Below are 26057 nucleotides of genomic sequence, written 5' to 3'. Positions count from 1 at the left end.
ATGCCCGCATTGGTGTGGCGAACACCCCAGGATCACGGAGACGAGATGCGATACGCGGATATGCCTGGCACTCAATGTGAGACCTTCGTTGCTGCGGCTGCATCGGCCGTATGGGAGATCGTGATCGACATCCAAGCCCCAGCCCGTTGGAGTCGTGAACTGCACCGCACGGAATGGCTCGATGGCGCGACGGCTCCCGTGCTGGGGGCGCGCTTCGCAGGCCACAACCAGCATCCCGTGATCGGCGCCTGGCGCACGGTTTCCCAGATCACCGAACTCGACCCGGAGCGGGCTTTCGGGTGGCACGTCCTCGATGCGGACGGCCGCTTCGGGAAGGCAACGCTGAGCCCGGCGGAGCCAATGGCAACATGGCGCTTCACGCTCACGCCTGATGCAGGAGGCACCCTGCTTCGGCAAAGTACGCGAATCGGCCCCGGGCGCTCAGGGCTGAACGCTGCCATCGACCGGATGCCTGACAAGGAAGAGTATCTCGTGGCCCTCCGTCTCGGTGAGCTGCGCGAAGGCATGCACGCCACGCTGGACGGAATCAAGGCGACGGCAGAGCAGCGGCAGCGGAGCGACTGAGCTCGGCCCTCTTCCTGTTCCGAGGTGGCTGGCTCTTGGCCCTCGACGAGGAGAGCGTGTCCGGCTGCATGACGCTCCCCAGTTCTGGTCTCCCCGGATCGCGCCCGCCGCCGAGATGCCCCAGGAACGAGGTGTAGTGGCCGCGCGATTCGGTCATGCCGCCCTTGACGTGCACATAGAACGCGGGCGCGGCTGGGCTGGGGTGTGCCCGTCTTCAGCCGTGCATTCGTCGAGTCCCTCTCGGCCCGGAAGCCGGGTGCCCTGCTGAGACGCCGCGAGTTCCTCGCGGGTCTGCTCCAACTCCAGGGGCAACTCGGTGGCGGCGCGGACGTGGAGTCATCGGGTCACGGGCCTCGGTTTCCAGGACGGGCAGTCGCCTGCGGTGTTCGGCGATGTCCCGGTCGGTGTAGGCGAGGTTGGCGCAGGTGCTGCGGCACAGCGATTCGCACGGTCGCCGCTCATGGTGTGCCCGCTGACAGCCGGCCTTCCCGTGCGGGCCGGCCGTCAGCGTGCCCGGCTGTTGGCCGACGTCATCCCGGGGTGGGGGGTTCCTCTTCAGCAGCGTTGCCGCGTCCGACGGTAAGCGCCCAGGTGACGCTCGAAGGGGCCGTGACTGCCACCGTGCCGGCCTTGTGGGCGGAGCTCATGGCGAGCTGGTTGTAGGTCACGGCGGGCTCTGCCGTGCCGCACGGAACCCGGTTCCCTCGACGAACGAGTCGGCCCGAGGTTGTGTCCACCGGAGACGCTGCCGTTCCACTACTCGGTGATACCGTGTAGCAGTACTCGGTATCACGTAGTACCGGCAGGGCTGAGGAGTACCCGTGATGGATGACCTGACGGAGATGTTGAAGGGCACGCTCGAAGGGTGCGTGCTGGAAATCATCGGCAGCGAGGAAACCTACGGGTACGCCATCACTCGCCAGCTGAATGAGCTCGGCTTCGCCGACGTCATCGAGGGGACGGTGTACACGATCTTGCTGCGGCTGGAGAGGAACGGGCTCGTCCAAGTGACGAAACGACCATCCGGGGTCGGCCCGCCCCGCAAGTTCTACGCGCTCAACGACGCCGGGCGCGAGGAACTCGCAAAGTTCTGGGCGAAATGGCAGTACCTCTCATCACGCATCAACAGGCTCAAGGAGGGCGGGAGATGAACTTCTGGGAGAAGAACACGGGCAGCGATCTCACCAGGGACTGGAAGGCGTTCGGAGCCAGGGTCGATGCCCTGCCGGACGATTACCGGGAGGCTTGGGACCAGATCGTCGCCCACCTCTTCCCCTACGGGGACTTCACCGGCCGCAACCTGACACCGATCCTCGACTCCGCCCTTGGGCTGCTCGAAGTGTCGGCAGCGGACGGGCAGAGCGTTCACGAGGTGCTCGGTGACGACATCCAGGGCTTCTGCACGGCGCTGGCCGGCGGAGCTGGGTCCCGGACTCATCGCGACCGGTGGCGCGAGCAGTTGAACAGGAACGTCGCACGGAAACTGAGCCGGCTGGGAGGCTGACGTGAGCATCCACGACATCATCGAAGGCAAGAAACAGTGGCGTGCGCACGTGGCCCGGGTCAAGGCACTCCCGCCGGACTACCAGATCGTCTACAAGGAGATGCAAAAGTACCTGTTCAAGGTCGGACCAGTCAGCCTGTCCGACGGCTCTCTCCTCCCCGGAATCGTCGACTTCTTCGAGGAGGGGGTCGCCGCGGGCAAGGGAGTTTTGGAACTCATCGGCACTGACGTCGCCGCGTTCTGCGACGACCTGATCAAGGACTCCCCCACCTACGCGGATGCCTACCAGGAATCCATTGGCGGGGAGCCCGACGCGGCCAGGAAGTGACAGCCGCCGGACCGGTGAGCGACGCTGCCGGGTAACACCACGCGAAATTCATGGTGAGGTCGGCTCCTGCGCGTGGATCCGGTCGTGCTCGTGGCGGTCGACCAGCGCTCGCGGATGTGCGGCCGCGGCGGGCGAAGCGGTCGGCGAGGGGACCAGGGAGCACCTCGGAGACGGCCCGCTTCTCCAGGGCCTGGGGTTCTGCGGCACGGTGGTCGGTGCGCGCGCGGCCTTCGTGGGCACCCAGAACACACGCCACCCCGGCATTGCCCCGCCCCTCTTGCATCGCCTTCAACACGCCAATCCAACAGGGAGGGCGGTGAGCGTGCGCCCCGTCCACGGATGTCCGCCCGCCGCCGCCAGGACCTCCGCAAGCGAGACGGCCGCGGCACGGGCGAGAGAGGGCTCCGGCCGGTGCAGCGCAGGGCGCCCGCGGGGTCGCGGCGGCCGAGCAGCGGTGTGTGGGACGCGGTGACAAGACCGGTGACGGCGCCGACAATGGCCTCAGTGGTGACGCGGACCTACTGGTGAAGAGCCATTATTCCGAACCTGCGCTCCCCACCTGACCGCGGCCTCTTGGGTATGACGGTGGCCGACAAGCCGGCATGCCTCGACGGTTGTGCTCGGTCCTGGTTGAGGTCCGCCGCTGCAGCGGTAGACGGGCTCGGGGCGTGCTCCCTGCTGTCGTGCCCTTGCCTCATGCTGTCCCATGCGTTGTTGAACCGAGGGAGACGACATGACCGAGGACGAACTGATCGCGGTAGTCAGGAAGCAGACACCCGCCGATGATCTGGCACCGGTCGCTACACCCGCCGTGATTGCCGCCGTCGAGGCGGAGGACGGTCACCCGATGCCCCGTTTCCTCCGCAGGCTCTATGCAGAGGTCTCAAACGGTGGCTTCGGCACCAACGGCTGGGAGTGCGCCTCGTTGAGCCCGCTTCCTGACCACTACTTCTGCGACGGCGAGGACATCCTCGCGCTCTACCGCGGTTTCACCACTCCCACCCAAGACCTGGACGAGACCGTCCCGCCAGGCATCGTTCCGATCATGGACCGCGGCTGCACGATGTGGACCCTTGTCGACTTCCGCACGCCCGACGGCCGCATCTGGATATGGGATGGGAACGAGTGCTGCCGCAAGCTCTGTCCCACCACCATCACCTCCGTGCGGGAGTACTTCGCCGAGGGCATCGCGGGTCGACCAAACGGCCCCGGCCCGCCGCACAGCCAGTTGATAAGAGCTCGTAACACGATCACGAGCCGGGCTTCTTGAGGCGTGTCCACGCACACGCGGGTCGTTGGCGGTGCGCGCCCCGAAGACGCGATGTCCTTCGGGGCGCGCGGCAGGGGTTCGGTTCAGGCGTTGTAGCCGCCGTGGGCGTCCAGCACCGCGCCGGTGACGTACGACGCGGCAGGGCTCGCCAGGAAGGCGATCGCCGCGGCGATTTCGTCGGGGTGCCCCATGCGTTGCAGGGACAGTGAGCTGAGCAGGGCCTTGAGGGTGTCGGGGTCCGGCGGTTGCATGCCGCTGTCCATCAGCCCGGCTTCCACGACGTTGGCCGTGATGTCGCGGGGCCCGAGGTCCCGTGCGACCCCCATGGTGTACCTCTCGATGCCTGACTTGGTCGCCGAGTAGTCGGCAACGCCCGGGACGCCGACCCGGGAGCCCAGTCCGGAGCTCACCGTGATGATGCGGCCGCCTGTGCGCAGTACTCGGGAGGCGGCCCGGATGACGGCGATCACGCCGAGGTAGTTGGTGGCGTGCATCCGGTCCAGTGCGGCGGTGTCGGTGTCCGGGTCGTCCACCGTGCGGCCCTGCTCCACCGAGATCGCCGCGTTGTTGACGAGGATGTCCAGGCCGCCGAAGTGCGCGACCACGTCGTCGATCAGCGCCGGCGCCCGGCTCGCGTCCGCCTGGTCGGACTTGAAGGCGACGGCCTTGGCTCCCTTGCCGTGGACCCCGTCGACGACGGCCTGCGCCTGCTTCTCGGAGCTGACGTAGGTGAAGGCGACGTCGGCGCCCTGCTCGGCCAGCAGCCGTACGGTCGCCGCTCCCAGTCCGCGCGACCCCCCGGTGACCAGGGCGACCTTGCCCGTGAGTGGCTTGCTCATTCTTCTCACCTCGTTGATTGACCCTCCCTAGCAGTCGCAACAATAATTGTTACGACACCCCGTTGCAACCTTCATTGTTACGACTGCACTGTCGTAACATAAAGCGTTGCGGCCGAGAGGAGGGCTTCATGAGTGCCAACAGCAGGCTGACCATCGCCGCCCACGCGCTGGCCTGGATCGGCCTCTACCAGCGCCAGGGCCATGAGGTCGCCACCTCCGAGCAGATCGCGAGCAGCGCCAACACCAACCCCGTGGTGATCAGACGGCTGCTCGGCGAGCTGCGCAGGGCCGGGCTCGTGGAGTCCCGGCGGGGCGTGGGCGCGGGCTGGTCGCTGGCGCGCGAGCTGGAGTCGATGACCCTGCTCGACGTGTACGAGGCAGTGGAACCAGGCCCGCTGTTCGCAATGCACCGCACCACCCCGGACCAGGGATGCGTGGTGGGTCACGGCATCCAGCCGGCAATGCAGTGCATCTACGAGGGCATCGAGGAGACCGTGAGACACGAGCTGGCCCGCGTCACGCTCGCGAACGTCCTCCGGGACGTACTCGCGGCACCTCGCTAGCCTCTCCGTTACGCCCTGACATCACCAAGATCCCCATCTAAGCCCAGGCCAGCGAACAGCCTGGCAACCAGTCACGCCGAAGATCGTTGCAGTATCAGACCGTGTCCTACGAGCTCGTGACTTGATCTTGCTGCGGTGACCTGGTCCGGCGTGACCGATGTGACGATTCCGCCGTTCGGGAGGATGTAAGCACCCGGCCATGGACCGTGGACGACGACTTGTGGGCGCCGATCAAGCCGCTGCTGCCGCCCTGGCCGGATAAGTCGCCGGGCCCACGGCCGGTGGCGGACCGGCTGTGTCTGCAGGCCATCCCGTACGTCCTGCACAACGCCATAGTCTGGCAACTCCTGCCGCTGGAGCTGGGACGCGGTTCCGGGCAGACTCGTCAGCGACATCGTGTTGCCGTTGGCGTCGTACTTGTAGGAGCCCTTGCGGCCGTCGGCGGTAGTGAAGTCGTTGGGCGCCGGGCACGAGCGCTCGTGGAACACGCCCTGTCGCGGTTGAAGCACTGGAAGATCCTGCGGGACTGCCGCCTCAAGGCCGACGGAGTTCACCAGGCCATGCTCGGCATAGTGGACACCATCGTACTCAAGCAGGCTCGGCTGCTTGTCGAGGCGGGCGGGCTGGGTCGGACCACCTTCTACCGGAGTACGCCCTACCTTGCATTCATCGGTACCGGCTTCGCCCACCGTGAAGCCGTGAAGGACTGGAATCCTCCGGAGACCAGGGTGCGCGAGCCCCGAGTCCGTCGGCGTGGAAAGAAGGGCCGGGCCTGATGAGGATTCACGACGCGGCAGACGTGCAGTACCTGTTGAGGAGGACCGGGCGCGTCCTCAGCCCGAACCTACACGGCGTATCGCTCGCTGTCGGAACGCGCTGCTATTGTCCGAGCTGATCATCGCGTGAGGCGACGCGGGGGTGGGGATCAACGGTCGTCGCGCGAGTCGCCGCGCGCATGCGTCCTTGCCGCGGTTTCTTACTGGGGAGGGACTGTACGTTGCACCATTCTCATGTCTTGGGGCTGCGGCTCACCGCTGCGATCGGCACTGTCCTCGCGGTGGCTCTGGTCGGGGGCCATGCCGTGGCGGCGCCCGCCTCGGTGCCCATGTCCACGCCGGGCGTAGCCGCGGAAGCCGCCGAGGCTCAGGTTTCCTATCCGAGCGTCAGCAGGAGCCGGCTGAACAGTGTCGGGTCGAGCGGGTTCCTGGTGCACGAGCAGGGCACGCCCCTCTGGACCAGCTTCGCCGACGGCTCAACCACCGAGGTGAAGGCGAAATCTTTCGCCGGCGAGGACGTGAAGGCCTCCGTTTCCGCCGCGCTGGCGTCGGACGTGGTCAAGATCGTGCATTGGGAGGGGAGCCTGAAGGTCACCAGACTTCGTGACATGAGCACGCAGCGATCGGTGGCGATCTCCCCCAACCTCGAGGTTCCAGGAGGCATCCTGGCCGGGTGCGTCGGCTTCAACTACTTCGTGCGAAGCACGAACACCGCCGGCGGTCAGGATGTGCATCTGCTCGGGAGGGCCGACGACGGCAAGCTGGTGAAGCACCTGGTGACCGGCCTCCCCCTCGATGCCAAGGACGCGAACCTGGCCGCGGCCACCCCCGAGCACGCGGTGCTGGTCTACCGGACGTCGCGCACCTGGCAATGGGCGCTCGTCGACCTGGTCACCGGCGCCGTGGTCCAGCGTCACGACATGCGGTCCGCCTCCGACTCCGTCGCCGTGTCCGACAGGCACGTGGCCTGGCACGAGACGGACGATGACGGCACGGACCGCGTAGTCGTCACCGCCCGCGGCACCAGCCCTGGTCCCGACCGGAGCACCGTACTCGGCAAGGTGCGCGGCACCATGGCGGTCGGGCTGGTGGGCAACTGGGTCACCTACGGCGTGAGCAGCGACCTGGCCTGGGAAAACGAACCGGACCCGTTGTACGCCCTCACGGCTCGCAACCTCACCACGGACGCCACTCACAAGCTCCTCGACCACACGGGCGAAGTGGCCACATCGCCCGACGGCACCCTGTACGCGAGTGGCGGCAGGGTCAGTGGCGGTGAGGGCCTGTACCGGGTCGCGATGGGGTCTGCGGGAGCCCCGGTCACCACCCGGGTGGCGAGCAGTGGGGAGTCGGTCGGAGTCAGGTTCCTCGGCGGCTCGGTTCCTGACGTGATCGACCTCGACGCTCCCGGCCCTGCCCGGTTCGAATGGCGATTGTCTCGGCTCAACGTGCTGGTGAACGTCACCCTGCGCAACACGTACACCGGCGAGACGAAGCAGGAATCGCTGCACCCGTACGCGAGCGCCGACGACCCGCATGGATTCTCCTTCGACTGGGAGGGCGACCTTGCGTGGCACAGCGACCCGGACTTCTACACGCCGGCCGCAGCCGGTGACTACACGTGGCGTATCGACGTCAAGCCGCGCAACGGCATAGGCCCCGACCTGTCCGCCTCCGGATCGTTCACTGCCACCCGCAGGTCCGGTGCGCACGACTACGACAGTGACGGCCAGCCCGACATCCTCGAGCGGGACACGGCCGGACGGCTGTGGCTCTCCGACACCACCTACAAGCCCTACTACGAGCTCTATCAGAATCCCCAGACCCTCGTCGGAGGGGGCTGGAACGTCTACGACCGCATCGAGGCCTCCGGCAACCTCGGCGGGGCCCCCGTGGACGATGTGGTGGCCCGGGACCGCAACGGCGTGCTGTACCTCTACCTGGGCACGGGCGACAGCAAGGCTCCCTTCGCTTCTCGCGTGAGGATCGGAGGCGGCTGGAACACCTACGCCCATCTGACCGGCGGCAGCGATCTGAACGGCGACGGCCAAGCCGACCTCGTCGCCACCGACAAGTCCGGTGCTCTGTGGCTGTACCGCGGCACCGGAAACTACAAGGCCCCGTTCGAGAAGCGGGTGATGATCGGCACCGGCGGATGGGGTGCGTACAACCAGATCCTCGCAGTCGGCGACGTCGCCGGCGCCCCCGCAGGAGACCTCGTCGCCCGCGACCGCTCCGGCGTCCTCTGGCTCTACCTCGGTTACGGCGATGGCCGCTTCGCCCCACGAACCCGTATCGGAGGCGGCTGGAACACCTACAGCCACCTGGTCAACATCGGCGACGCCAACCTCGACGACCGGCCCGACCTGTACGGGATCAATCGAGACGTGCCAACCTCCCCCTTCCTTCACCGGGCCACAGGAGCCTGGCGTACGCCCTTCGCCGTCCGTTCCAACGTGCCGACGGTCTTCTACGGGCACCAGACGTACGACCTCTTCGCCTGACGCCGATTGCCGGCCCCTAGGCGCTGTTTCTCGGATCTCCTGACTGGGGCGGGGTGTTGGGGTCAGGCTGGCTTCATGAGTCGTGGGGATCTGACGAACGCGGAATGGGCTCGGTTGGAGTCGTTCTTACCTCCTGGCGGTGCGCGGGGAGGTCGGTGGAGCGATCACCGTCGGGTGATCAACGGAGTGCTCTACCGGGTGCGGACGGGGGTGCAGTGGCGGGATCTGCCGGAACGGTTCGGCCCCTGGGAGACGGTCTATAAGCGGCATCGCCGCTGGTCAGCGGATGGAACGTGGAGAATGCTGCTGTCTCGCATCCAGGCCGCCGAGGATGCCGCGGGCGGGATCGACTGGGACGTGTCAGTGGACTCGACCGCGGTGCGGGCCCATCAGCACGCCGCCGGTGCGAGGAAGGAGCCGCCGGCCCTGGATGCTCAAAAGGGGAACGGCCGGGGGACGAACCAGGTCGATCCGGTGCTGCGGAAACTGGCCATCCGCCTGGAGGAGGTGGTCAGATCGGCGAATGTCTGGGACGCTCCCGCGGTGGATTCACCACCAAAATCCATCTCGCCGCCGACGGACGATGCCGGCCCCTCGCCTTCGTTCTGACACCAGGACACTACGGTGACGGCCCGCAGCTCGAGCACGTGCTGGGGCAGATCTCCGTACCCCGATCCGGAGTGGGACGGCCCCGCACCCGGCCCGACCACGTGCTGGCCGACAAGGCCTACACGTCCCGAAGCAACCGGCGCTACCTGCGACGACGCGGAATCCGGCACACCATCCCCGAACGTCTCGACCAGCAAAGGCACAGGCACAACCGAGGATCCCAAGGCGGCCGGCCCACCGGATTCGACCGCGAGCACTACAAGAAGCGCAACACCGTCGAACGTGCCATCAACCGACTCAAGGGCTTCCGCGCCGTCGCCACCCGCTACGAGAAACGCGCCTACATCTACCTCGGCACCGTCGCCCTCGCAGCCCTCATGGTCTGGCTCCGCACATGATCCGAGAAACGGTGCCTAACGCCTGGTTTCCGTACTTCATTACCGAGAACCAGGTGTTGGGGCACATCCGGCCCTCTCAGCGGCCCCTGACGCGCGCACGGCTTGATGATCGCCGCGTGGCGATCACAGCGCTTCAGAAGCATCGTCACCACCACCGAAACACTCCGGAAGCGTCCACTTCGTTCTCAGAAAACTCCGAACATCACAGCTCACCCCCCCACCCGTCCCAACCACGAACCTCGCGATCACACCGGCTGGCCGACTGGCCGGCTCCACGAGCTGTGATGCGGATCGCAGGATGATTCGAGGTGTGCGTTGTCGGATCGGGTCCGTGCCGGGACCGAGAGGAGAAGGCTTTCCCCCGACAAGGAGGCACCCATGGCCACCGAGGACGCGACGCCCAGTTACACCATGGTCGAGGATGACTGCTCCGTCCGGAACGATCTAGCGGAGCGGATCAGCCAGTTCAACTACGAACGCACCTGCTGATCGCTCTGGGCACCGAGGCCGCGATGGCCGGCTACCGGGTCCGCTACACACTCGCCACCAAGCTCGTCAACGAGCTGGTCGAGGCCGCGGACGAGAAGGCGCTGACCAAGACCATCGCCCGCTACGGCAGAGTCGATCTTTTGTGCATCAATGAGCTGGGCTATATGGAGCTGGACCGCAGGGGCGCTGAGCTGCTGTTTCAGGTTCTGACCGAACGCGAGGAGAAGAACAGCGTCGCCATCGCATCGAACGAGAGTTTCAGCGGCTGGACCAAGACCTTCACCGACCCCCGGCTCTGCGCGGCCATCGTCGACCGGCTCACCTTCGGCGGCAACCTGATCCGGACCAGCACCGATTCCTACCGCCTCGCCATCACCCAAGCCCGCGCCGCAGCACAAAACTCCGGCAGCTGACCTCACACCAGTCCCTCTCCGGTGATCGGCTGATCGATCACCTGGCCCAACCTCGAAAGAGAGATCATCATGTGGGAATGTCTGACAACCAATCCTCTGTAACACCGGCTGTAGTGCGGCTTCTTCAATACACGAAGACGGACCAGGACGAGATCCTCGGTGACTGCGATGATCCCTTCGGTGTTGCCGCGGCCGGTTTGACCTGGCTGCCCAAAAAAGAGCACTTCGGTATCAGACACGGCGACCGGCTTGTGGCACACGCCGGCCTCCTCCGGCTGCCTGTTGCGATCGGCGATGTCCAGACAGAGGTGGTAGGCGTCGGTGGAGTGGCCGTCGCACCCGACATGCAGGGCCAGGGGTTGGCCCGGCGTGTGGTCACAGCGGCACTTGACCACGCTCGCACGATGGGTCCTCAGCACGCGCTCCTGTTCTGCCGACCTCCCCTCGTGCCGCTGTACCAGCGCCTCGGATGGCACCCCCTCGACAAGGAGGTGCTTGTCGAACAACCCGAAAACCGCCTGGTGGCCATGCCACTGCGGACCATGGTGACGCCCCTGCGCGACAACGCATGCTGGCCTTCAGGGCCGGTGCGTTTGTTTTCCCTCCCGATGTGACGGGCCCCTTCCGCGAGGGCCGTCCAGCGTGGCAACAAGCCCTATCCCTGTGACAGCGGTGTCAGTTCTCGCTGACATTTTCCGGCCTGTGATCAACAAGTGCTGCTCGAACTCGACGACAAACGGTGTCAGCTCTCGGTTACGAAGCCACGCTGCCCAGGCTCAGGTCCATGGTGCAGCCGCGTCCGCGTCGAGGCCGGACCGGCAGGACCATTGCACTCACACGGGCGGCGCACTTGGCGACGTGTTGATAGCACCCCTCCCCACGCCGCTATCAACGGCTCATGCTCACCTCTGCGCCGCGCGACCTGGCCGCCGCGTCCCTCGCCGTTCTGCCCGTCCTCGCGTCCACGCCTGCCCACGCGGCTGAGGATCTCCCTGTCGAGGAAGCCATCACCCGCCTGCCGGTCGACGTCGAGTCCCGCGACGGGTACGACTGTGACGCCTTCCGTCACTGGAACAGCGGTGACGATCCGTCCGACGGCTGCTCGACCCGCAACGAGGTCCTTCTCGCCGAGGCGATCGAGCCCCCTGCGGTGGGGCCCTGGTACCGACCGTCGGGCCTGGTGCACCGCCTCGCAAGACCACCCCGCTGACGGCGGCGGACGAGCACGATCAGGGAAGGTCCTCCGCCGAAGCACCACAGGGCGATGACCGGATCGCAGATGGCGCATGCCAGGGATGAGTCGTGGTAGAACGACAGGATCGGATTGCCCTTGAGGTGGTGGGCCATGTCCCATGCGGTGTGGAGCAGCCAGCCGATGCCGATGAAGGTCCAGGACTCCAGGCCGCGGTAGGCGACGTAGGCCATGAGCGCGACGAACGGGAGCTCCCACAGGCCGAATCCGCCCCCACTCAGATAGGCAGCGCCGGCTCCGCCCACCATGACTGCGTTGAAGCGGCGGCGGTGCGGTTCTCTGATCAGGGACATCAGCAGGCATTGGAAATGGACAGGTTCCAGGTGCCTTCGGCGAGCATGCTGCTGTTCTTCCTGACTGTGCGAGGGGGATGGTGAGCGACTGACCTGCGAAGGGCCGAGTGCTCAGAGGGTGGTGGGCGTCGGGCCCTGGGCGCGCCAGACAGTGCCGCGCCGCTCGTGGGAGAAGAGGTCTTCCATGGCGTGGGCGATGCGGGGGCCGACCTCGCGCTCCAGTAGGTACAGGGCCAGATCAAGCCCGGAGGTGACGCCGGCGCTGGTGATCAGGTCACTGTCATCCACGATGCGGGCGCGGACCGCGTGGGCGCCGGTGGCGTCCAGCATGTCGAAGCCCATGTGGTGAGTAGTGGCGGGACGCCCCTCCAGCAGGCCTGCCATGGCCAGGACAAGCGAGCCGCCGCAGACGGTGGCGACCGTGATGTCCGGGTCGTCCATCGCCTTCTTGAGCAGCGCGGGAAGCTCGGTGGTCAGGGTGCGGCCCAGCAGCACCGGGATGAACTCGTCCTGCCTCCACGCGCCGGCGCCCACCTCTTCTTCCGGGACCTCGCCGGGCTCGCCCACGCGCCCGGAGGCGCCGGGTACGAGAAGCATGTCCGCGCGCTCCAGGTCGAGGGCGCCGACGGCGCGCAGCGTCAGCCCTCCGGTGCCGCTGATCACCTCACGAGGGCCCTGTGCGGTGACCAGTTCGACGGTCACCGCGCCGTCCGACGCCGAGCCGCCGGCGTGCAGCACCTCGGCCGGTGCGGGGGACGCGGACACGTTCCAACAGAGGGCGTGCGCAGACACTGTCGTGGCGTTGGCTGGGCATCACCAGGATCGCGAGCGGCCGGCCCTTGCCGTCACAGACGAGGTGGATTGTGGTGGCCAGTCCGCCTCGGGGCCGTCCGAGGGCGTGATCGTCCGGTTCGTCCTGCTGGTGCCGCCCCTAGCTCGGCCGGTGCGGCGGCGTGCTGGTGGGCGCGGACGATGGTGGAGTCGATCTGGGCCGGCCAGTCGATGTCGCCGGCCGCGTCGGCACGGGTCCGGATGTGCTGCAGGGCTTGAGTGAACGCCCCGTCGAGGGCGTAGCGCCAAAGCGGGCGTGCGCGGTCTCCCATGACCCGTAGCGTCCCGGCAGGGACCCGTAGCGTCCCGGCAGGCCACGCCAGGAGATCCCGGTGCGGATCTTGCAGACCATCCCGTTGATGACCTGCCGGTCCTTCACGCGGGGCCGCCCCGTCTCGGTCCGGGGTGTCAGCGGAGCGAGTAACTCCCACTCCTGGTCGGTGAGTTCGTGGCGACGTACCAGTCACCATGATCTACCACCCGGGTGATCTTTGAAGACGGACCCTAGCAGGCAGCGGCCTCGTCCACCGTCTCCCTGATCCTCAGGACGGTGTCGACCCCGGTGAGCTGCAGCAACCGCTCCAGTTGCTGCGTGGGGGCGGCCAGGCGGAAGTCGGCTGCCTGGTGGGTGAGGATCAGCAGGTTCAGCAGCGCGGAGTCCGCGAAGGTGATGCCGGAGGCGTCCAGGACCACCTTCGGATGTTCCTTGGCCGCGGTGTCCAGCGCGTCCGCCAGCGGCGTGACCGTAGACATGTCGTAAGGGCCTCGCGCGCTGACGACCCAGGCGCCGCGATGTTCGTACTGCACCACCGTGGTCCCGTCCAGCACCTGCGGCCGACTGTCACCGACGCTCCTCGGGCGCCTTGCTACCGCTTCGTCGACAGACACCTCGGGCCCCTCCTCTGGCTACCCCGAATGGGATCACGTCACCTGTTACGCGAAAAGTATGTCATGTATTGAGTGTCGCGCAAAGGCGGTCCCTAGAATGCTGTGCATGGTTGAAACACCTGGCTCTCACAGCGGATGGACGTTCGTCACCAACCACGCGCGCGTGCTGGCGGCCATCGCCGACAACCCGAACATCCGGATCCGCGACATCGCCGCCCACTGCAGACTCACCGAGCGCGCGGTCCAACGGATCATCTCCGACCTCGAGCAGGACGGTTACCTCTCCCACACCCGCGACGGCCGCACCAACACCTATCGCATCCAGCCCGACAAGGTCCTGCGCCACCCGGCGGAAGCGGGCCTGTCCGTGGCCTCGCTGCTCTCCCTGCTCGTACGGGACGAATCCGACCGCGCCCGCGAGCCCGACAGCAACGCGTCCCACCTGGCCGGTACCGGCGGCACGCGAGAATGAAGAGGTCCCAGGCGCCGGCCGCGGCATCCGCCTGACGGCGCCGAACGGGCTGCGGCAGGGCGCGATCCCCGCGGGACTCCGCGGCCGGCGCACGCAGGCGTTCAGGCCGCTGTGAACACCGAGGTGTCGATGCCGAGGCAACGGCGTATCCCACGAAGCCGCGACCCCGGCCATGGCTTCCGTCGCCCGACCATGGACCCGACCACCGCAGGCCACAGCATCACGCAGCCTCAACACCGGGATCTCGCAGGCTGCCGATGCCGTGCGCAGGTCGCATCCCGTGCCAACGCAGTCGGTCGTGCAGGCAAGACGGGAAGGCCCGGCCTGCCACCCAACGCGACAGGTCCACGAGGAGGTCGGTAGAGCGGGAGGCGGCGGCGCGCGTGGCCGAGGACTCGGCCCCCGACCCGGCACTCGGCCCAACCGCCATGCTTGAGCCCGCGGTTGCCGGCCTCAGTGCGGCCGCCAGGAAATCACCGGCGTATGCAACCTCCGGCGGAGAACGGGAGTAGGAGTGGGTGGAGAGGCGCCCTCCGGTCCAATCACCCCACTTCCCGTAGGAGCAACGTGTACAGCAGCTTCAAGAAGCTCGCGGTCGCCGCCGGCGCGGCCGCCATCGTGGTCGGTACACCGGCAGCCGGTGCATGGGCTGCCCCCGAGGTGTCTGGTGACGCCTCCGGCAAGGGAATGCACGCGCGGTCGGCCACGCAGGCGAAGCAGCACCCTACTCGGCACGCGCAGGGCGAGGAACGGCGGACCGTGACCCGTGCCGTCGGCTCCGGCATCATCGACGGCAAGGAGTGGTCGGTGACGCTGCAGTTCTATCCGACGGTTCCGGAGAACTTCCCCACCGTCGACCGGACCTCCGGCTTCGGTGACTCGCAGCCCGACAATCCCTCATTGCTCTGTCAGCGGGTGTTCATCGGCGGGGTCCAGGTCGACCACCAGGCCGGCCCGTGGGCGGGATGCGCCGTCGTGGACGGCCGGGACGACTTCGTCGAAGGTGCCGGGCTGCACGGCCTGACCGGCAAGGGCACCTCCGGGACCCGGATCTTCGTCGGCAACCCGGCTTCGGGTACGGCCACGGCCCGGTTGACTCTCGACGGCGGGACGGTCCGTACCGCTGAGGTGGTCACGTTGCCGGGGACCTCGTACCGTGCGTTCGCCCTGCCCATCACCGAAGGGGAGACCATCGCGTCCGTCGACACCTTCGACGGACAGGGCGACCGGCTGACCCACGAGACGTACTGGGACTGACCCCACCGGTCTTCGGTCCCCGGGTGCCGCCGGCATCCGGGGACCGGACCGTACCGCCTGCCCGCCCACACACCCGCAGGGACAGACTCTTCGTGCGCATCGGACCGGCCGTCGAGGCCGAAGACGATTTCACGGCCTTCGCCTCGGCCTACTGGAGCCGCCTGGTCAGGACCGCCTACATGCTGACCGGTGATTTCCATGAAGCGGAAGACCTGGTGCAAACGACGTTGATCAAGGTGTACGCGCGGTGGGACCGGGTGCGGCGGGAGGACGCCGACGCCTATGTGCGGCGCGCGCTGGTGAACAACAACCGAAGCCGCCACCGCCGCAGACGGGTCGCCCAGCTGCTCACCCCTCTGCTTCCGGACCGTCCGCAGCGGTCCCGCGATGCCGAACGCCTGGAGGATCGCGACGTGCTGATGGAGGCTCTGGCCGAACTGCCCGAACGGCAACGAGCCGTGGTCGTCCTCCGCTACTGGGAGGATCTCGGGGCGGATGAGGTGGCACGGACGCTGGGCTGCTCGCCCGGCACGGTCAAGAGCCAGGCTTCCCGTGCTCTGGCCAAGCTGCGGGCACACCCCGCCCTGGCGGCGCACGACCGCGCGGATCTCGGAGGCGCCGCATGACCGCCCCCCACACACCCGACAGGCGATCGGCTGCCTCAAGGGCTTCGGGCGCCTCCGGCGATTCCGTCCCGGACCGGCTCGGTACCCTCCATGCCGCGGATCGCGCACCGGACGTGCGGCATGCGCTGGCCAGGGCGGCCGGGCGGAAGGCGCCCGGGCCGGCACCTGTGCAGGCCATCCTGGACGGTGCCCGTGCCCGGAGGTCCCGCCGCACCACCGTGAGCGCGGCGGCCGGGGCGCTGATGGCCGCGGTCACCACAGCCGTCGTCCTGCCGCTGCTGGCCGGCCCGTCGCAGGATGGCAGCCCCACTCCAGCGGCCTCCTCCCCTTCCGTCTCACCGGGTCCCGACGCGTCGAAGGCCGCGGAACGCAGCCGGGTGATCCGCTCCGGCAGCATCGACGGCAAGAAGTGGTCGGTGACGCTGACGTTCTATCCGGAGGTGCCGGACGACTTTCCCTCCTCGGACACCAACGTCGGCGCAGAGGGCGACCGCGACGCCGACGGGGGCTCCGGCTCCGGCCGTGGTCCCCGGCCGGAGGAACTCTCGCTGCTCTGCCAACGGGTCTTCATCGGCGGCGTCCAGGTCGACCATCAGGCGGGCCACTGGGCGGGCTGCTCCGTCGTGGACGGCGATGACGACTTCGTCCAGGGGGCCGGGCTGCGCAGTCTGTCCGACAAGGGGGCGTCCGGGACCCGGATCTTCGTCGGCAACCCTGCCTCGGGGACGGCCACAGCCCGGCTCACCCTGGACAACGGATCGGTCCGCACGGCGCGGGTGGTGACACTGCCCGGCACTTCCTACCGTGCGTTCGCCCTGCCCATCGCCGACGGAGAGACCATCGCGTCCGTCGACACCTTCGACGGACAGGGCGACCGGCTGACCCACGAGACGTACTGGGACTAGGGACAGCACTGATGGGCGGCCGGCAACTCTCGTCGGTCGTTGTGGTCAGCGATGCTCGTCGATCGCCTCGTGGCCGTGCGGGACGGACCGTGGTCTCGTCGTCCACCCGGCGTTCCAGCTCCTCTCCGCCGCTATCGCGAATGGCCTGGCCTTCTCCGCCCTCACCAACACCTGCGGCATGGCCGCACTGTGCAACCGTTGAGCCGCGCGAGAAGGGGGAGTGATGCGGAGCCGCATCACTCCCCCCCCTTTCGCTTGCCAGGGCAAGCGGCCAACGGCCCGCTGCCCGTGTGCGGACTGCTGGGCACCGTGTGACTTCCAGCGTTAGGTGTCACCTTCCAGCGCTTGTTGTCATGACCCGAGGACGATAGGTGCCGTTTTTGCGCGACGACCGACCGTCGTCATCCGGGCCCGGCCTCCTTGCTCAGGTGCTCTTTGGTCCGGTTCCGCGAGTCACCGGGAAGCGGCGTTGTCAGTGGGCTCTGCCAGGGTGCTGTCGTGGCCGAACTGGTGGAGCGTGTCAACGATCAAGATCGTGAGCTGGGGATGGTGGTCAGCCACCGGCAGGCCATACGGGAGGGGTGGCTGCATCGGGTCGCCGTGACAGTTTGTCGTGATGATCGTGGCCGGCTCCTCGTCCACCGGCGGTCGGAGCAGGTATCGCGCTTCCCCGGGCTCTATGAGGTCGAGGTCGGTGGCGCCGCAAATGTCGGCGAGTCCTATGAACAGGCCGCCGCGCGGGAGCTGACCGAAGAGCTGGGCATTCGTGGATGGCGTCCCGCTGTGTGGTGTAGGCGATCTCCGCGTCTGAGTGCGCCAGTTCTGCTCCCTTGGGTGCACCGTCTGCCGGTAACTGCTCCCTCTCTGTGTAGCTCAGCGAGTCGTGCGCGCTGTCATCGCTCCCCCATTACATCCGTCACTCGCACCGCTGACGGACGTCACTCGTCACGGCCCCGGCGCCTGGGGATCATGGATTCCTAGGTAACCCCCTTGGCGAGCGGGAGGCCGTTCTCGCGCACTCGCCGTTTAAGGAGAAGCATGCGTACCCGTGCCCGCGTCCATCGAACAGCAGCGGTCGGTGTGACGCTGCTGCTGGTAGGAATGCTCGGTGCCTGCACGTCGTCGAGCGCGGACAAGTCGTCGCAGGAGACCTCGCAGGAGCTGCGGCGCTTCTACGAACAGGAGCTGACCTTCGAGCCGTGCGAGCCCTATGCGAGCAACGAGACCGATGCGGAGCTGTTCGCGAACGACCAGTTCGAGTGCGCCCGCATGGAGGCGCCAATGGACTATGAGGACCCGGGTGGCGAGACGGTGTCGATCGCGCTGCTGCGGGTGCCGGCGAAGGGCGGGGAGCCGGTCGGGTCGTTAATGACCAATCCGGGCGGCCCGGGATACGCGGGCATGAGCTTCGCCCCGCTGATCGCTGCGATGGCGCCCGACAGTCCGGTCCTGGAACAGTTCGACCTGATCGGCATCGACCCGCGCGGCGTCGGCGCGTCCACCCCCACGCTGGACTGCTACACCGACGCCGAACGCGAGAACGACGAGATGTCGGAGAAGACGGCCAACGTCGCGAGCTGGACAGAGGAGGAGACGCGGCAGTGGATGCAGCAGTGCGCCGAGCGCACCGGGAGTGAGGAGTTCCTTTCCCACGTGGGCACCCGCGACGCCGCGCGTGACATGGACGTGCTGCGGGCGGTGCTGGGCGACGACAAGCTGAGCTACTTCGGCGCGAGTTACGGCACGCGGCTGGGAGCGGTCTACGCCGAGATATTTCCCGAGAACGTCCGCGCGCTCGTTCTCGACGGGCCGATGGACCCCTACGCGGGCACCATGGAGCGGCGTAAGCAGCAGTACACCGGCGTGCAGCGCTCGTTCGAGCTGATGGGCGCTTCGTGCACGGAAATGCCGGACTGCCCGCTCGGTTCCGACCCCGAGGCGGTGACCCAACGGTTCCAGGAGATCGTCCAGCCCCTGATCGACGAGCCGGTCCCGGCCGGGGACGGGCGAGTCCTCAGCTTCTCCGACGCGATCGACGGGGTCGTCGCCGGGCTGTACTCGGAGGCGAGCTGGCCCACGATCATCAAGGGCATCCGCGAGGTTCAGAACGGGCGCGGCGACGCCCTGATCGGACTGCATGACGCCTACTACCAGCGGTATGTCGACGGCACTTACAGCAATGCCCTCGAAGCCACCGAGGTCATCAACTGCCTGGACGAGGAACGACACACCCCGGAACAGGAGTCGAAGCTCAGGCGCACGATGACCAAGATCGCCCCTTTCCTCGACACCGGCCGGCCGCTGGACGACACCCGGAACATGTGTGAGGCGTGGCCCGTGGAGCCGACCCTGGGCTACCCCTACGCCACGGACATCAAGGGCCTGCCCGACACGTTGACCGTCGCTGTCACCGGCGACCCCGTGGCCCCGTACGAGGAAGGTACCCACCTGGCCGAGGCGCTGGAAGGTAGCCTGCTCACCGTCGAGGGCGAGCAGCACGGCGCCGCCCTGATCGCCGGCAATACCTGCGTCGACGACGCCGTCGCCGACTACCTCGTGAACCTCACCTCTCCGCCCGCGAACGCCCGCTGCACCTTCGAATGACCCGGTTCCGCACCGGCCGGTGCGGAACCGTGGCGGTCAGACGATGCCGCCGTCCCCACCTGCACGGCACCTTTCGAGCACGCCCCGAAAAGTCGTTTTATTCTCGTTTGTACATTTTGGTTCGGTCATGCCTCTTGCCGTGGTGTAGGTGATCAGTCGTCTGACGCGGCTGGTAGGACGGTCGGGGTGTCGGCGTAGAGGGCGTCCATGCTTTCGTTGGAGAGGTAGCGGCGAGGGAAGGCGATCCATTCGTCGTGGAGCTCGGCGAGGACCGCGGTGGCGAGGCGGATCACGGCGGTCGGGTTCGGGAAGACCTGGACGACGTCGGTGCGGCGTTTGATCTCCCGGTTCAGCCGCTCCAGCGGGTTCGTCGACTGGATCTTCTTCCAGTGCTGGTGGGGAAAGTCCGCGAACGCGGTCAGGTCTTCCTTGGCCTCCAGCAGCATCTCTCTGAGCTTCGGGAACTGCCGGCCGGGCATGTCGGCGACGGTGTCGAGCTGGGTGCGGACGGCGTCCGCGGTGGGCTGGGCGAAGACGGTGCGGATCGTCGCGGCGACCATCTCCGCCGAGCCTTTCGGGATCACGGCGAAGACGTTGCGGACGAAGTGGACCCGGCAGCGCTGCCAGGCGGCGCCGAGCATGACCTTGCGGATCGCATTGACCAGACCGCTGTGGCTGTCGGAGATGACCAGGCGGACGCCGCTCAGGCCGCGTTCGCGCAGGTGACGCAGGAACTGGGTCCAGAAGGCTTGGCTCTCGCTGTCGCCGACCATGACGCCGACGACTTCGCGGCCGCCGTCCTGGGTGACGGCGGTGGCGATGACGATGGCCTGGGAGACGATGCAGTGGTCGACGCGGGCCTTGACGTAGGTGGCGTCGAGGAACAGGTAGGGGAAGCGGGTGTGGTCCAGCGGCCGGGATCTGAAGGCGTCCAGCTGTTCGTCGAGCTCAGCGCAGATTCGGGAGACCTCACTTTTCGATATCCCGGTGTCGGAGCCGAGGGCTTTGACGAGGGCGTCGACGGAGCGGGTGGAGACGCCGTGGACGTATGCCTCCATGATGACCGCGTAGAGGGCTTGGTCGATGCGCCGGCGACGTTCGAGGAGGCTGGGGAAGAAGCTCCCTGCCCGTAGTTTCGGGATCGCGAGTTCCAGGTCACCTGCCTGTGTGGTCACTGTCTTCTCGCGGTGTCCGTTGCGCCAGGTGGTGCGGCTGTCGGTGTGTTCGCCCCACTCGGCGCCCCATTCGTGCGCTGCCGCGCCTGCTGTTCACTTTCCTCAACCGCAGCGGCTTGAGCCCTCACTGGCTCGGCGTGCACGAAGCCGTGGTACCGGATGCCGTGGTCCCCGATCCCGATGAGGTCGCCTGGTATGGCTGGTTGACCGAACCTGAGCTGCGGTCGGCCCTGCTGGAGTGGCGCTTCACTCCCGACAGCCACAAAACCTTCAGCCGGTATCTCGCGTTCCGGACCGCGTCGAGGTGACAGCGGGCAGTCAGGCGTCAGGGTCGACTTCGGGGTGCGTGAACAGCACGGGCTTACCCAGCGACCGGGCGTAGGCGATTTCGGCTCGGGTGCTGTCTCCGATGTAGCCGCCGACTACGAGCACCTCATCAGCGAGCCGGATCTTCGCCCGGTGCAGATCGTCCAGTCGAACCTTCAGCGCCTCGGCCTCGACAGGATCGGACCAGAGTTGGTGCGGCGACTTCATGTCACAACCCGGCTTTACGACAATCTTTCCGGCATTGGTCTCCCGCAGATCGGCCTCGGTCATCTCGGCCATGAAACGGGTGGAGCCGCAGATCACGACGATACGCGGGAGGCTCAGCTGCTTCTTCGCTTCGGCGAGCTTCTCCTCGGGAGTGAGCAGTTGCGGGTCTGACACTGATTCCTCCTGGTGGTGTGGCCAAGGGGTGCCTGCGGAGACGAGAACGTGATCGCCTACTGACCCCCTGGAGTAGATCATCCAGCGTGATCCGTCTCATGTCACTGGCCGCGAGGGCGGCATGGGGACAAGCCCGGGGTGTTTGCGGAGAAGCCGTTCCCTGCTCTTTTTCCAAAGGTCGTGCCTGTGGTGATTGAGCGTGAGCCGTAGCGGCGCTGACGCGTGGTGGGGCTTTTGCAGGTGGGTCATGGTGGGTTCGGTGTTTCGGGCCCGGCTAATGAGCGGGTTGAAGATCGCGAACGTGGCGTCGTAGTCGGCGGCGAGGATCTGTGCGGCTATCCCGAAGACAGGCGCGGCGGCCAGAGGAACGGTGGGCGGGTCGGTGTAGGCGACGGAGCGGTGTCGTTTGCCGGGGCGGTCCCGTTGGCATTGGGCGGCGATCCGGGCGTTCTCCGCGGCGCGCGCGACGGCGTCAGCGAGAGCGGCGGTCGGGGCGTAACGCTGTGTTTCGAGCCAAGACAGGATGATCAGCCAGGTCACGGCTCGGAGGTCCAAGAAGTACTGGACGGCGGTCTGCTGCCAGCCGACGCTGCTGATGGCGGTGGGGCCCAACGCCGACAACCCCGAGAACACCGTTCCCATAAGCGTGTTCGCATCATGCACGCTCAATGATCACAGGTGAGTACTCACCGTCACCACCGACTACGGAACAGGCCCGCTTGTCTGACAGACCCTATCTACGCTGGTGCAACGCCAACGCCCGCCACCGCGACGTCCTGGCCGCCAAACGCAGGAACGCGCCCGTATCCGAAGCGAGAAGAGCATCCGTTGAGGCGGACGCCCCCTCAGCACCGCAGCCTGGCCAACCGCGAACTCACACGGCCACAGCACATCATCGGTCCGCTCGTGGCCAAGCGCGGACGACCGAAGCGTTGTGAAGATGATCTCGGCTGGGCAGACCCGGAGCCCCGGACGGGGCCGGTTCGGGGGAAGGACGGCACCAGAGGAGAACGACTCAGGATGCGGACGGCTCGATCTCCCCCGCGAACACGATGACCTGGTCGATGAGGCTCCGCCGCAGATGGACGACGTCCGTTCCCGCCAGACGGGGGCCTCCATCCGGCGTCGTGAAGACCCACTGGTACCGGGCCCACTCGTCCGGCATGTCCACCGCCGAACAGCGCACCATCGTGCCGGTCCCCGCGGGGTGGCGCCGGATGTCCAGCACGAACCGCTCGACCGCCTCGATCCCCTCACTGCGGCCCAACGGTCCCCAGAAGACCACGTCCGAGGTGACGGCCTGGGAGAGCAGCGCAGTCACATAGCTGTCGTCCGAGGCGTTGAACGCGGAGATGAACGTGTCGATCGCGGACCGCGCGGTCTCTTCCTGCTCTTCCTGCATGCACCAGTAATACCAGTCGCCTCGCGGGCCGCGCTCGTCCCGTGAGCCGTCTCCCGACCACAGTGAACCATCTCGGTCACAGCATCAGACGCGCGTGGTCGGGAAGAAGGAGTGCGCGTGTGGGGGAAAACTGCGTGTAGTTCATCGTGGTCGATGGGTTGTGGGACTTATCCGGCGACTACAAGGGTGCGTTTTGATCGCCGGCGCCTCGAATGACTACGGCTTCCTCACACATTCCCTAGAGTGCGTGGTGAACGGCGGGCACGGGCGCGGACTCGATGGAGCAGAGCAGCAGCCGTGTTGATGATCCAGACGGCACCAAGGGCGACAAGGCCGAAGGCGAGCAAGACGGCCGCGACGACCAGGACCAGGTGCATCGCACCGCCGGCCGATTGCGCGGCCCGGAACAGGGTTTCTGGTTGAGCCCCTGCCGTTCCCGTTGTGGGAACAGCAACGGCGGCGAGCAGCACAGGGCCGCGCCGTGGGCGTGGATCGTCCTCACGTGCCAATTTCCCGATACGGCGCGACTGCAGGCGCGTGTCTCTTCCCCTCATGAGCCTCCATTGTGCAGCGTCTTGGACAGCCGAAACGATCGCAGGTCCGCCCTGCAGTGATGGAAGCGCCGGTCTGCGGAGCCGGCCCCACGGCAGCGGATCGATGCCTGGGCCGGCGTCGAGCACCGCCCGTATGCTCGACGAGCCCGTCACCGTCTTCGATGCCCGTTGGGCCATCACCTCACGAAGCAACCGGCCCTCCTGCGTCGACGCGGAACCCGGTACCGTCCCCGAACGTCGCGACACTCCGCGATCCGGGTCTCGCCCTGCTCGTAGAAGGCCAACAAGGACACCGGCACAACCGATGATCCCGAGGCAGTTTGTCCGGCTGCGCAGATAGCACTCGCCGCGGAGCCGTTCCACTTTCCCCAGCTTCACTACCAGTCGGACGGGCAGGGCCGGTCCTGTATACCCGCTGCCGCTCCGCCTCCCGCTGCTCCGCCACGGCGATCGCCGTCCGAACCTCCCCGAGGAGCAGCAGCAGGTAGGCCTCCAGAGTGCGGAGTCAGGGCAGGTCAGGTAACCCGTGGGCAGGGAAGTTGAGCGGCTCCCCTCAAAGGTTGATCGGTACTTGTGACTGACACCGCCCTTCTCTCAGGGCAGCACGCGGTAGGTCACGTGTGTGACCGAGTTCGCTGCTCGCGACTCCACCTGCTCGAGATTCAATGGCGGCACCCCGTCGAACAGCCGCGTGCCGGCGCCGAGCGTGAACGGCACAATGTGCAGCCGCAGCTCGTCGATCAAGCCTGCGGCCAGGTACTGGTTGATGGTGGTCGCACCCCCGTGGATCGACACGTTGCGGTCCCCGGCCGCCTCGCGAGCCTGTCGCAGAGCGGATTCGATGCCGTCGGTGACGAAGTGGAACGTGGTGCCGCCGTCCATCGGTTGCGGGTCGCGAGGGTGGTGGGTGAGGACGAAGACCGGCGCGTGGTACGGCGGATTGTCGCCCCACCAGCCCTTCCACTGCCGATCCCACGCGCCGCGTACGGGGCCGAACATATTGCGCCCCATGATGAAGGCGCCCACTGCCGTCAGCCGGTCGAGTTCGGCCTGCCGCTGCTCCGGGCTTTCGAACATCCATGCGTGCAGCCTGCCGCCCCAGCCATCACCGGCGTCGTCGCCGAACGGACGCTGCTCGGCCTGGTTGAGCCCGGCCGAGTACCCGTCGGCGGAGATCGAGAGATCGCAGGTCACCCTGCCCAAACGTGTGGTCACTGTGCCGTCCTCCTGGTGGCGACCTTAAGTCGCCTTCGCGGTGAGCCGCCTGAGACATTCACTACTTGGGTAGACCGTCCCGGGCCCGCGAACTCATCGCGCGACCGTTTCGCTGGTTTTGGCGCCACTCAGCCGGCCGCGGCCCTTGACGCTGTGCTCACATCAGTGGCCAGTGAGGACGAACTGCACCGATTGCTGCAGCGAGAGTTCGACTTTCCGGACTTCTACGGTCGATACCGCGACCTCCATCGGCCAGGTCTTCGGGTGGAGTATCTGTAGCCGTGACGATCACCTGCATGGCCCTCCGTTCAGCCGACCACTTCGGTCCGTCAGCGCTCGCGCAGCGCGGCCAGGGTCTGGTCGAGCTCGCCGGCCCGGGGCCGGTTGTGGGGAAGCCTGGCGAGCATGGCGGCCATGCCGCAGGTGTTGGTGAGGGCGGAGAAGACCAGGCCCGCCGCGATACCCGCCGACAGGAGCTGGAAGAGGGGGTGGAGGAAGAAGGCGAGGAGCAGGCCGAGCAGCACGAGGACGCCGGCGCTCAGACGGACCTGCCGCTCCATTCCCCAGACGGCTCGTGCGGTGCTCCGGGGCCGGTGCAGGTCGTGGCCGTCGGCGGCCCAGGCGCCGGTGCCCCCGGAGAGGGTGGCGGTGGGGATGCCGTTCTCGGCGAGGATCGCGCAGGCGTTCTCGGAGCGGGCGCCGGAGGCGCACACCATCAGTACGTCGCCGCGGTCGGCGGCTGCCCGGATGTCGGGCAGGGCCCGCCGGACCTGGTCGAGGGGGATGTTGAACGCCCCGGGCAGGTGGCCTCCGGCGAATTCTCCCGGGGTGCGCACGTCGATGACGGTCAGCTCGTGCAGGCGGGCCCGCGCGTCTGCGGTCGCGAGGGTCGTGGGCGTGATCATGGCGGGTGTCATCCTTGTCTGTCGACGGGGCCCCCGGCAGGGGACTATATTACCCCTGGGGGTATTTCATGAGGAGTTGTGATGGATCTTGATCTGGCGGGCGCCGAACTGAAGTCGGTCCTCAATCGGCTGCGCCGTGCGCAGGGCCAGATCTCCGGGGTGATCCGGATGATCGAGGAGGGACGTGACTGCGAGGAGGTCGTGACCCAACTCGCCGCCGCCTCGCGTGCGCTGGACCGCGCGGGTTTCGCGATCATCGCCACCGGCTTGCAGCAGTGCCTGACGGACATCGGGGACGGCAGCGGTTCCAGTGAGGACCGCGAGCAGATGCGGGGCCGCCTGGAAAAGCTGTTCCTGTCCCTGGCGTGATCCGGCGGTGGGCTCCGTCGTCAGACGATCACGTCCAGGAGCATGACGGCCGCCACGGCCAGCAACACGTAGGCGAAGATCCGCTGAAGTGTGCCGCCGGTGACCTTCGCGGCCAGGCGCTTGCCGTCCCAGGCGCCCAGCACGGCGGCGCCGGCGAAGGGTCCGATCAGCTCCCAGCGCAGGTCCCCGCCGCTTCCCGTGCGTGCGGCGAGCGCGGCCAGGGAATTGGCGGTGATGACCAGCAGGCTGGTGCCCACCGCCTGCCGCATCCGCAACCCGAGGACGCCCACCAGCGCCGGGACGGCCAGGAAACCGCCACCTAC

23 protein-coding genes and 10 pseudogenes are annotated in these 26057 nt (G+C 67.4%); 22 read left to right on the top strand and 11 right to left on the bottom strand.

The window, feature by feature from the left end:
- From EBH09_RS36510 to EBH09_RS36485, 5 genes are all read left to right on the top strand, one after another.
- Positions 1–585, top strand: coding sequence for an SRPBCC family protein (locus EBH09_RS36510; protein WP_345940973.1), 585 nt, complete (start codon positions 1–3; stop codon positions 583–585).
- Positions 586–1409: 824 nt separating this feature from the next.
- On the top strand, positions 1410–1736 hold the full coding sequence (locus EBH09_RS36505) for a PadR family transcriptional regulator (protein WP_030340375.1): 327 nt from the start codon (positions 1410–1412) through the stop codon (positions 1734–1736).
- Positions 1733–2089: a DUF1048 domain-containing protein gene (locus EBH09_RS36500; RefSeq protein WP_121751011.1), complete on the top strand. Its 357-nt coding sequence runs from the start codon at positions 1733–1735 to the stop codon at positions 2087–2089. The genes EBH09_RS36505 and EBH09_RS36500 overlap by 4 nt, the downstream gene beginning before the upstream one ends.
- 1 nt (position 2090) lies before the next feature.
- Positions 2091–2417 carry a DUF1048 domain-containing protein gene (locus EBH09_RS36495; RefSeq protein ID WP_121751010.1) on the top strand — a complete coding sequence of 109 codons (327 nt, stop codon included), beginning with the start codon at positions 2091–2093 and terminating at the stop codon, positions 2415–2417.
- Between the two features lie 733 nt (positions 2418–3150).
- A complete protein-coding gene (locus tag EBH09_RS36485) occupies positions 3151–3687 on the top strand; it encodes an SMI1/KNR4 family protein (protein WP_121751008.1) in 537 nt (178 codons plus the stop codon).
- Positions 3688–3770: 83 nt separating this feature from the next.
- Here EBH09_RS36485 and EBH09_RS36480 read toward each other — a convergent pair whose 3' ends face one another.
- Positions 3771–4526 carry an SDR family oxidoreductase gene (locus EBH09_RS36480; protein ID WP_121751007.1) on the bottom strand — a complete coding sequence of 252 codons (756 nt, stop codon included), beginning with the start codon at positions 4524–4526 and terminating at the stop codon, positions 3771–3773.
- Positions 4527–4654: 128 nt separating this feature from the next.
- Between EBH09_RS36480 and EBH09_RS36475 the strand changes: the two genes are divergently transcribed.
- The 7 genes and pseudogenes from EBH09_RS36475 (at position 4655) to EBH09_RS36440 (ending at position 10892) form a co-directional block, all read left to right on the top strand.
- Positions 4655–5089 (top strand): Rrf2 family transcriptional regulator, encoded by a 435-nt coding sequence (locus tag EBH09_RS36475; RefSeq protein ID WP_121751006.1) that lies wholly within the window; start codon positions 4655–4657, stop codon positions 5087–5089.
- 206 nt (positions 5090–5295) lie between these two features.
- Positions 5296–5469: pseudogene (locus tag EBH09_RS39680) on the top strand (transposase); the annotation flags it as partial.
- A gap of 81 nt (positions 5470–5550) precedes the next feature.
- Positions 5551–5661: pseudogene (locus EBH09_RS36465) on the top strand (IS5/IS1182 family transposase); the annotation flags it as partial.
- 383 nt (positions 5662–6044) lie between these two features.
- Complete coding sequence (locus tag EBH09_RS36455; protein ID WP_121751005.1) at positions 6045–8369, top strand: VCBS repeat-containing protein; 2325 nt, start codon at positions 6045–6047, stop codon at positions 8367–8369.
- A 75-nt stretch (positions 8370–8444) separates the two neighbouring features.
- Positions 8445–9376, top strand: a pseudogene (locus tag EBH09_RS36450) (IS5 family transposase).
- Positions 9377–9849: 473 nt separating this feature from the next.
- Positions 9850–10278, top strand: a pseudogene (locus EBH09_RS36445) (ATP-binding protein); the annotation flags it as partial.
- A 77-nt stretch (positions 10279–10355) separates the two neighbouring features.
- On the top strand, positions 10356–10892 hold the full coding sequence (locus tag EBH09_RS36440) for a GNAT family N-acetyltransferase (protein WP_121751004.1): 537 nt from the start codon (positions 10356–10358) through the stop codon (positions 10890–10892).
- 601 nt (positions 10893–11493) lie between these two features.
- Here the strand turns inward: EBH09_RS36440 and EBH09_RS36430 are convergent.
- The 3 genes and pseudogenes from EBH09_RS36430 to EBH09_RS36415 all read right to left on the bottom strand — a co-directional run.
- Positions 11494–11823 (bottom strand): annotated as a pseudogene (locus EBH09_RS36430) (DUF6010 family protein); the annotation flags it as partial.
- A 111-nt stretch (positions 11824–11934) separates the two neighbouring features.
- Entirely contained in the window at positions 11935–12588 is a 654-nt protein-coding gene (locus EBH09_RS36425; protein WP_238697552.1) for a DJ-1/PfpI family protein, read from the bottom strand.
- Between the two features lie 570 nt (positions 12589–13158).
- The gene (locus EBH09_RS36415) at positions 13159–13461 is read right to left on the bottom strand and encodes an STAS domain-containing protein (protein ID WP_345940976.1); all 303 of its coding nucleotides are present in this window, start codon (positions 13459–13461) and stop codon (positions 13159–13161) included.
- 187 nt (positions 13462–13648) lie between these two features.
- Here EBH09_RS36415 and EBH09_RS36410 point away from each other — a divergent pair, with 187 nt between their 5' ends.
- The 7 genes and pseudogenes from EBH09_RS36410 to EBH09_RS36380 all read left to right on the top strand — a co-directional run bounded on the left by EBH09_RS36410 (position 13649) and on the right by EBH09_RS36380 (position 19406).
- The gene (locus EBH09_RS36410; RefSeq protein ID WP_193776715.1) at positions 13649–14014 is read left to right on the top strand and encodes a helix-turn-helix domain-containing protein; all 366 of its coding nucleotides are present in this window, start codon (positions 13649–13651) and stop codon (positions 14012–14014) included.
- Positions 14015–14581: 567 nt separating this feature from the next.
- Positions 14582–15271 (top strand): hypothetical protein, encoded by a 690-nt coding sequence (locus EBH09_RS36405; protein WP_121750999.1) that lies wholly within the window; start codon positions 14582–14584, stop codon positions 15269–15271.
- Positions 15272–15363: 92 nt separating this feature from the next.
- Positions 15364–15897, top strand: coding sequence for a SigE family RNA polymerase sigma factor (locus tag EBH09_RS36400; RefSeq protein ID WP_121750998.1), 534 nt, complete (start codon positions 15364–15366; stop codon positions 15895–15897).
- Positions 15898–16115: 218 nt separating this feature from the next.
- A complete protein-coding gene (locus tag EBH09_RS36395) occupies positions 16116–16802 on the top strand; it encodes a hypothetical protein (RefSeq protein WP_153182736.1) in 687 nt (228 codons plus the stop codon).
- Positions 16803–16893: 91 nt separating this feature from the next.
- Positions 16894–16992 (top strand): annotated as a pseudogene (locus tag EBH09_RS39670) (transporter); the annotation flags it as partial.
- Positions 16993–17348: 356 nt separating this feature from the next.
- Positions 17349–17570, top strand: a pseudogene (locus tag EBH09_RS36385) (NUDIX domain-containing protein); the annotation flags it as partial.
- A 270-nt stretch (positions 17571–17840) separates the two neighbouring features.
- Positions 17841–19406, top strand: a complete 1566-nt coding sequence (locus EBH09_RS36380) for an alpha/beta hydrolase (protein ID WP_121750996.1) — start codon at positions 17841–17843, stop codon at positions 19404–19406.
- A gap of 152 nt (positions 19407–19558) precedes the next feature.
- Here EBH09_RS36380 and EBH09_RS36375 read toward each other — a convergent pair.
- Positions 19559–20617, bottom strand: a pseudogene (locus EBH09_RS36375) (IS256 family transposase); the annotation flags it as partial.
- A gap of 32 nt (positions 20618–20649) precedes the next feature.
- Between EBH09_RS36375 and EBH09_RS36370 the strand changes: the two are divergent.
- Positions 20650–20889: pseudogene (locus EBH09_RS36370) on the top strand (NTP pyrophosphohydrolase); the annotation flags it as partial.
- A gap of 10 nt (positions 20890–20899) precedes the next feature.
- Here the strand turns inward: EBH09_RS36370 and EBH09_RS36365 are convergent.
- Together EBH09_RS36365 and EBH09_RS36360 are read right to left on the bottom strand one after the other, a co-directional pair.
- Entirely contained in the window at positions 20900–21289 is a 390-nt protein-coding gene (locus tag EBH09_RS36365; protein WP_121750995.1) for a hypothetical protein, read from the bottom strand.
- 96 nt (positions 21290–21385) lie between these two features.
- Positions 21386–21952, bottom strand: coding sequence for a hypothetical protein (locus EBH09_RS36360; protein ID WP_153182735.1), 567 nt, complete (start codon positions 21950–21952; stop codon positions 21386–21388).
- A gap of 71 nt (positions 21953–22023) precedes the next feature.
- Here EBH09_RS36360 and EBH09_RS40040 point away from each other — a divergent pair.
- Positions 22024–22121: pseudogene (locus tag EBH09_RS40040) on the top strand (integrase); the annotation flags it as partial.
- A gap of 183 nt (positions 22122–22304) precedes the next feature.
- Here the strand turns inward: EBH09_RS40040 and EBH09_RS36350 are convergent.
- From EBH09_RS36350 to EBH09_RS36340, 3 genes are all read right to left on the bottom strand, one after another.
- Positions 22305–22691: a nuclear transport factor 2 family protein gene (locus EBH09_RS36350; protein ID WP_121750993.1), complete on the bottom strand. Its 387-nt coding sequence runs from the start codon at positions 22689–22691 to the stop codon at positions 22305–22307.
- 1148 nt (positions 22692–23839) lie between these two features.
- On the bottom strand, positions 23840–24460 hold the full coding sequence (locus EBH09_RS36345; protein WP_121750992.1) for a dihydrofolate reductase family protein: 621 nt from the start codon (positions 24458–24460) through the stop codon (positions 23840–23842).
- Between the two features lie 329 nt (positions 24461–24789).
- A complete protein-coding gene (locus EBH09_RS36340) occupies positions 24790–25365 on the bottom strand; it encodes a rhodanese-like domain-containing protein (protein ID WP_121750991.1) in 576 nt (191 codons plus the stop codon).
- 81 nt (positions 25366–25446) lie between these two features.
- Here EBH09_RS36340 and EBH09_RS36335 point away from each other — a divergent pair, with 81 nt between their 5' ends.
- The gene (locus tag EBH09_RS36335; protein WP_121750990.1) at positions 25447–25734 is read left to right on the top strand and encodes a metal-sensitive transcriptional regulator; all 288 of its coding nucleotides are present in this window, start codon (positions 25447–25449) and stop codon (positions 25732–25734) included.
- Between the two features lie 20 nt (positions 25735–25754).
- Here EBH09_RS36335 and EBH09_RS36330 read toward each other — a convergent pair.
- The coding region (locus EBH09_RS36330) for a sulfite exporter TauE/SafE family protein (protein ID WP_153182772.1) at positions 25755–26057 on the bottom strand (303 nt) is incomplete at its 5' end.

Source organism: Streptomyces sp. E2N166, assembly GCF_003671715.1.
Lineage (GTDB): Bacteria > Actinomycetota > Actinomycetes > Streptomycetales > Streptomycetaceae > Streptomyces > Streptomyces thinghirensis.
This window is presented reverse-complemented; position numbering and strand designations above follow the sequence as displayed.

What these genes read in the sequence shown, in the direction of transcription:
- EBH09_RS36335 (WP_121750990.1), top strand. Translation starts at nt 25,447, where the DNA reads ATGGATCTTGATCTGGCGGGCGCCGAACTGAAGTCGGTCCTCAATCGG.
- EBH09_RS36350 (WP_121750993.1), bottom strand. Translation starts at nt 22,691, where the DNA reads ATGCAGGAAGAGCAGGAAGAGACCGCGCGGTCCGCGATCGACACGTTC.
- EBH09_RS36475 (WP_121751006.1), top strand. Translation starts at nt 4,655, where the DNA reads ATGAGTGCCAACAGCAGGCTGACCATCGCCGCCCACGCGCTGGCCTGG.
- EBH09_RS36440 (WP_121751004.1), top strand. Translation starts at nt 10,356, where the DNA reads ATGTCTGACAACCAATCCTCTGTAACACCGGCTGTAGTGCGGCTTCTT.
- EBH09_RS36510 (WP_345940973.1), top strand. Translation starts at nt 1, where the DNA reads ATGCCCGCATTGGTGTGGCGAACACCCCAGGATCACGGAGACGAGATG.
- EBH09_RS36455 (WP_121751005.1), top strand. Translation starts at nt 6,045, where the DNA reads ATGCGTCCTTGCCGCGGTTTCTTACTGGGGAGGGACTGTACGTTGCAC.
- EBH09_RS36410 (WP_193776715.1), top strand. Translation starts at nt 13,649, where the DNA reads ATGGTTGAAACACCTGGCTCTCACAGCGGATGGACGTTCGTCACCAAC.
- EBH09_RS36340 (WP_121750991.1), bottom strand. Translation starts at nt 25,365, where the DNA reads ATGATCACGCCCACGACCCTCGCGACCGCAGACGCGCGGGCCCGCCTG.
- EBH09_RS36485 (WP_121751008.1), top strand. Translation starts at nt 3,151, where the DNA reads ATGACCGAGGACGAACTGATCGCGGTAGTCAGGAAGCAGACACCCGCC.
- EBH09_RS36500 (WP_121751011.1), top strand. Translation starts at nt 1,733, where the DNA reads ATGAACTTCTGGGAGAAGAACACGGGCAGCGATCTCACCAGGGACTGG.
- EBH09_RS36380 (WP_121750996.1), top strand. Translation starts at nt 17,841, where the DNA reads ATGCGTACCCGTGCCCGCGTCCATCGAACAGCAGCGGTCGGTGTGACG.
- EBH09_RS36480 (WP_121751007.1), bottom strand. Translation starts at nt 4,526, where the DNA reads ATGAGCAAGCCACTCACGGGCAAGGTCGCCCTGGTCACCGGGGGGTCG.
- EBH09_RS36505 (WP_030340375.1), top strand. Translation starts at nt 1,410, where the DNA reads ATGGATGACCTGACGGAGATGTTGAAGGGCACGCTCGAAGGGTGCGTG.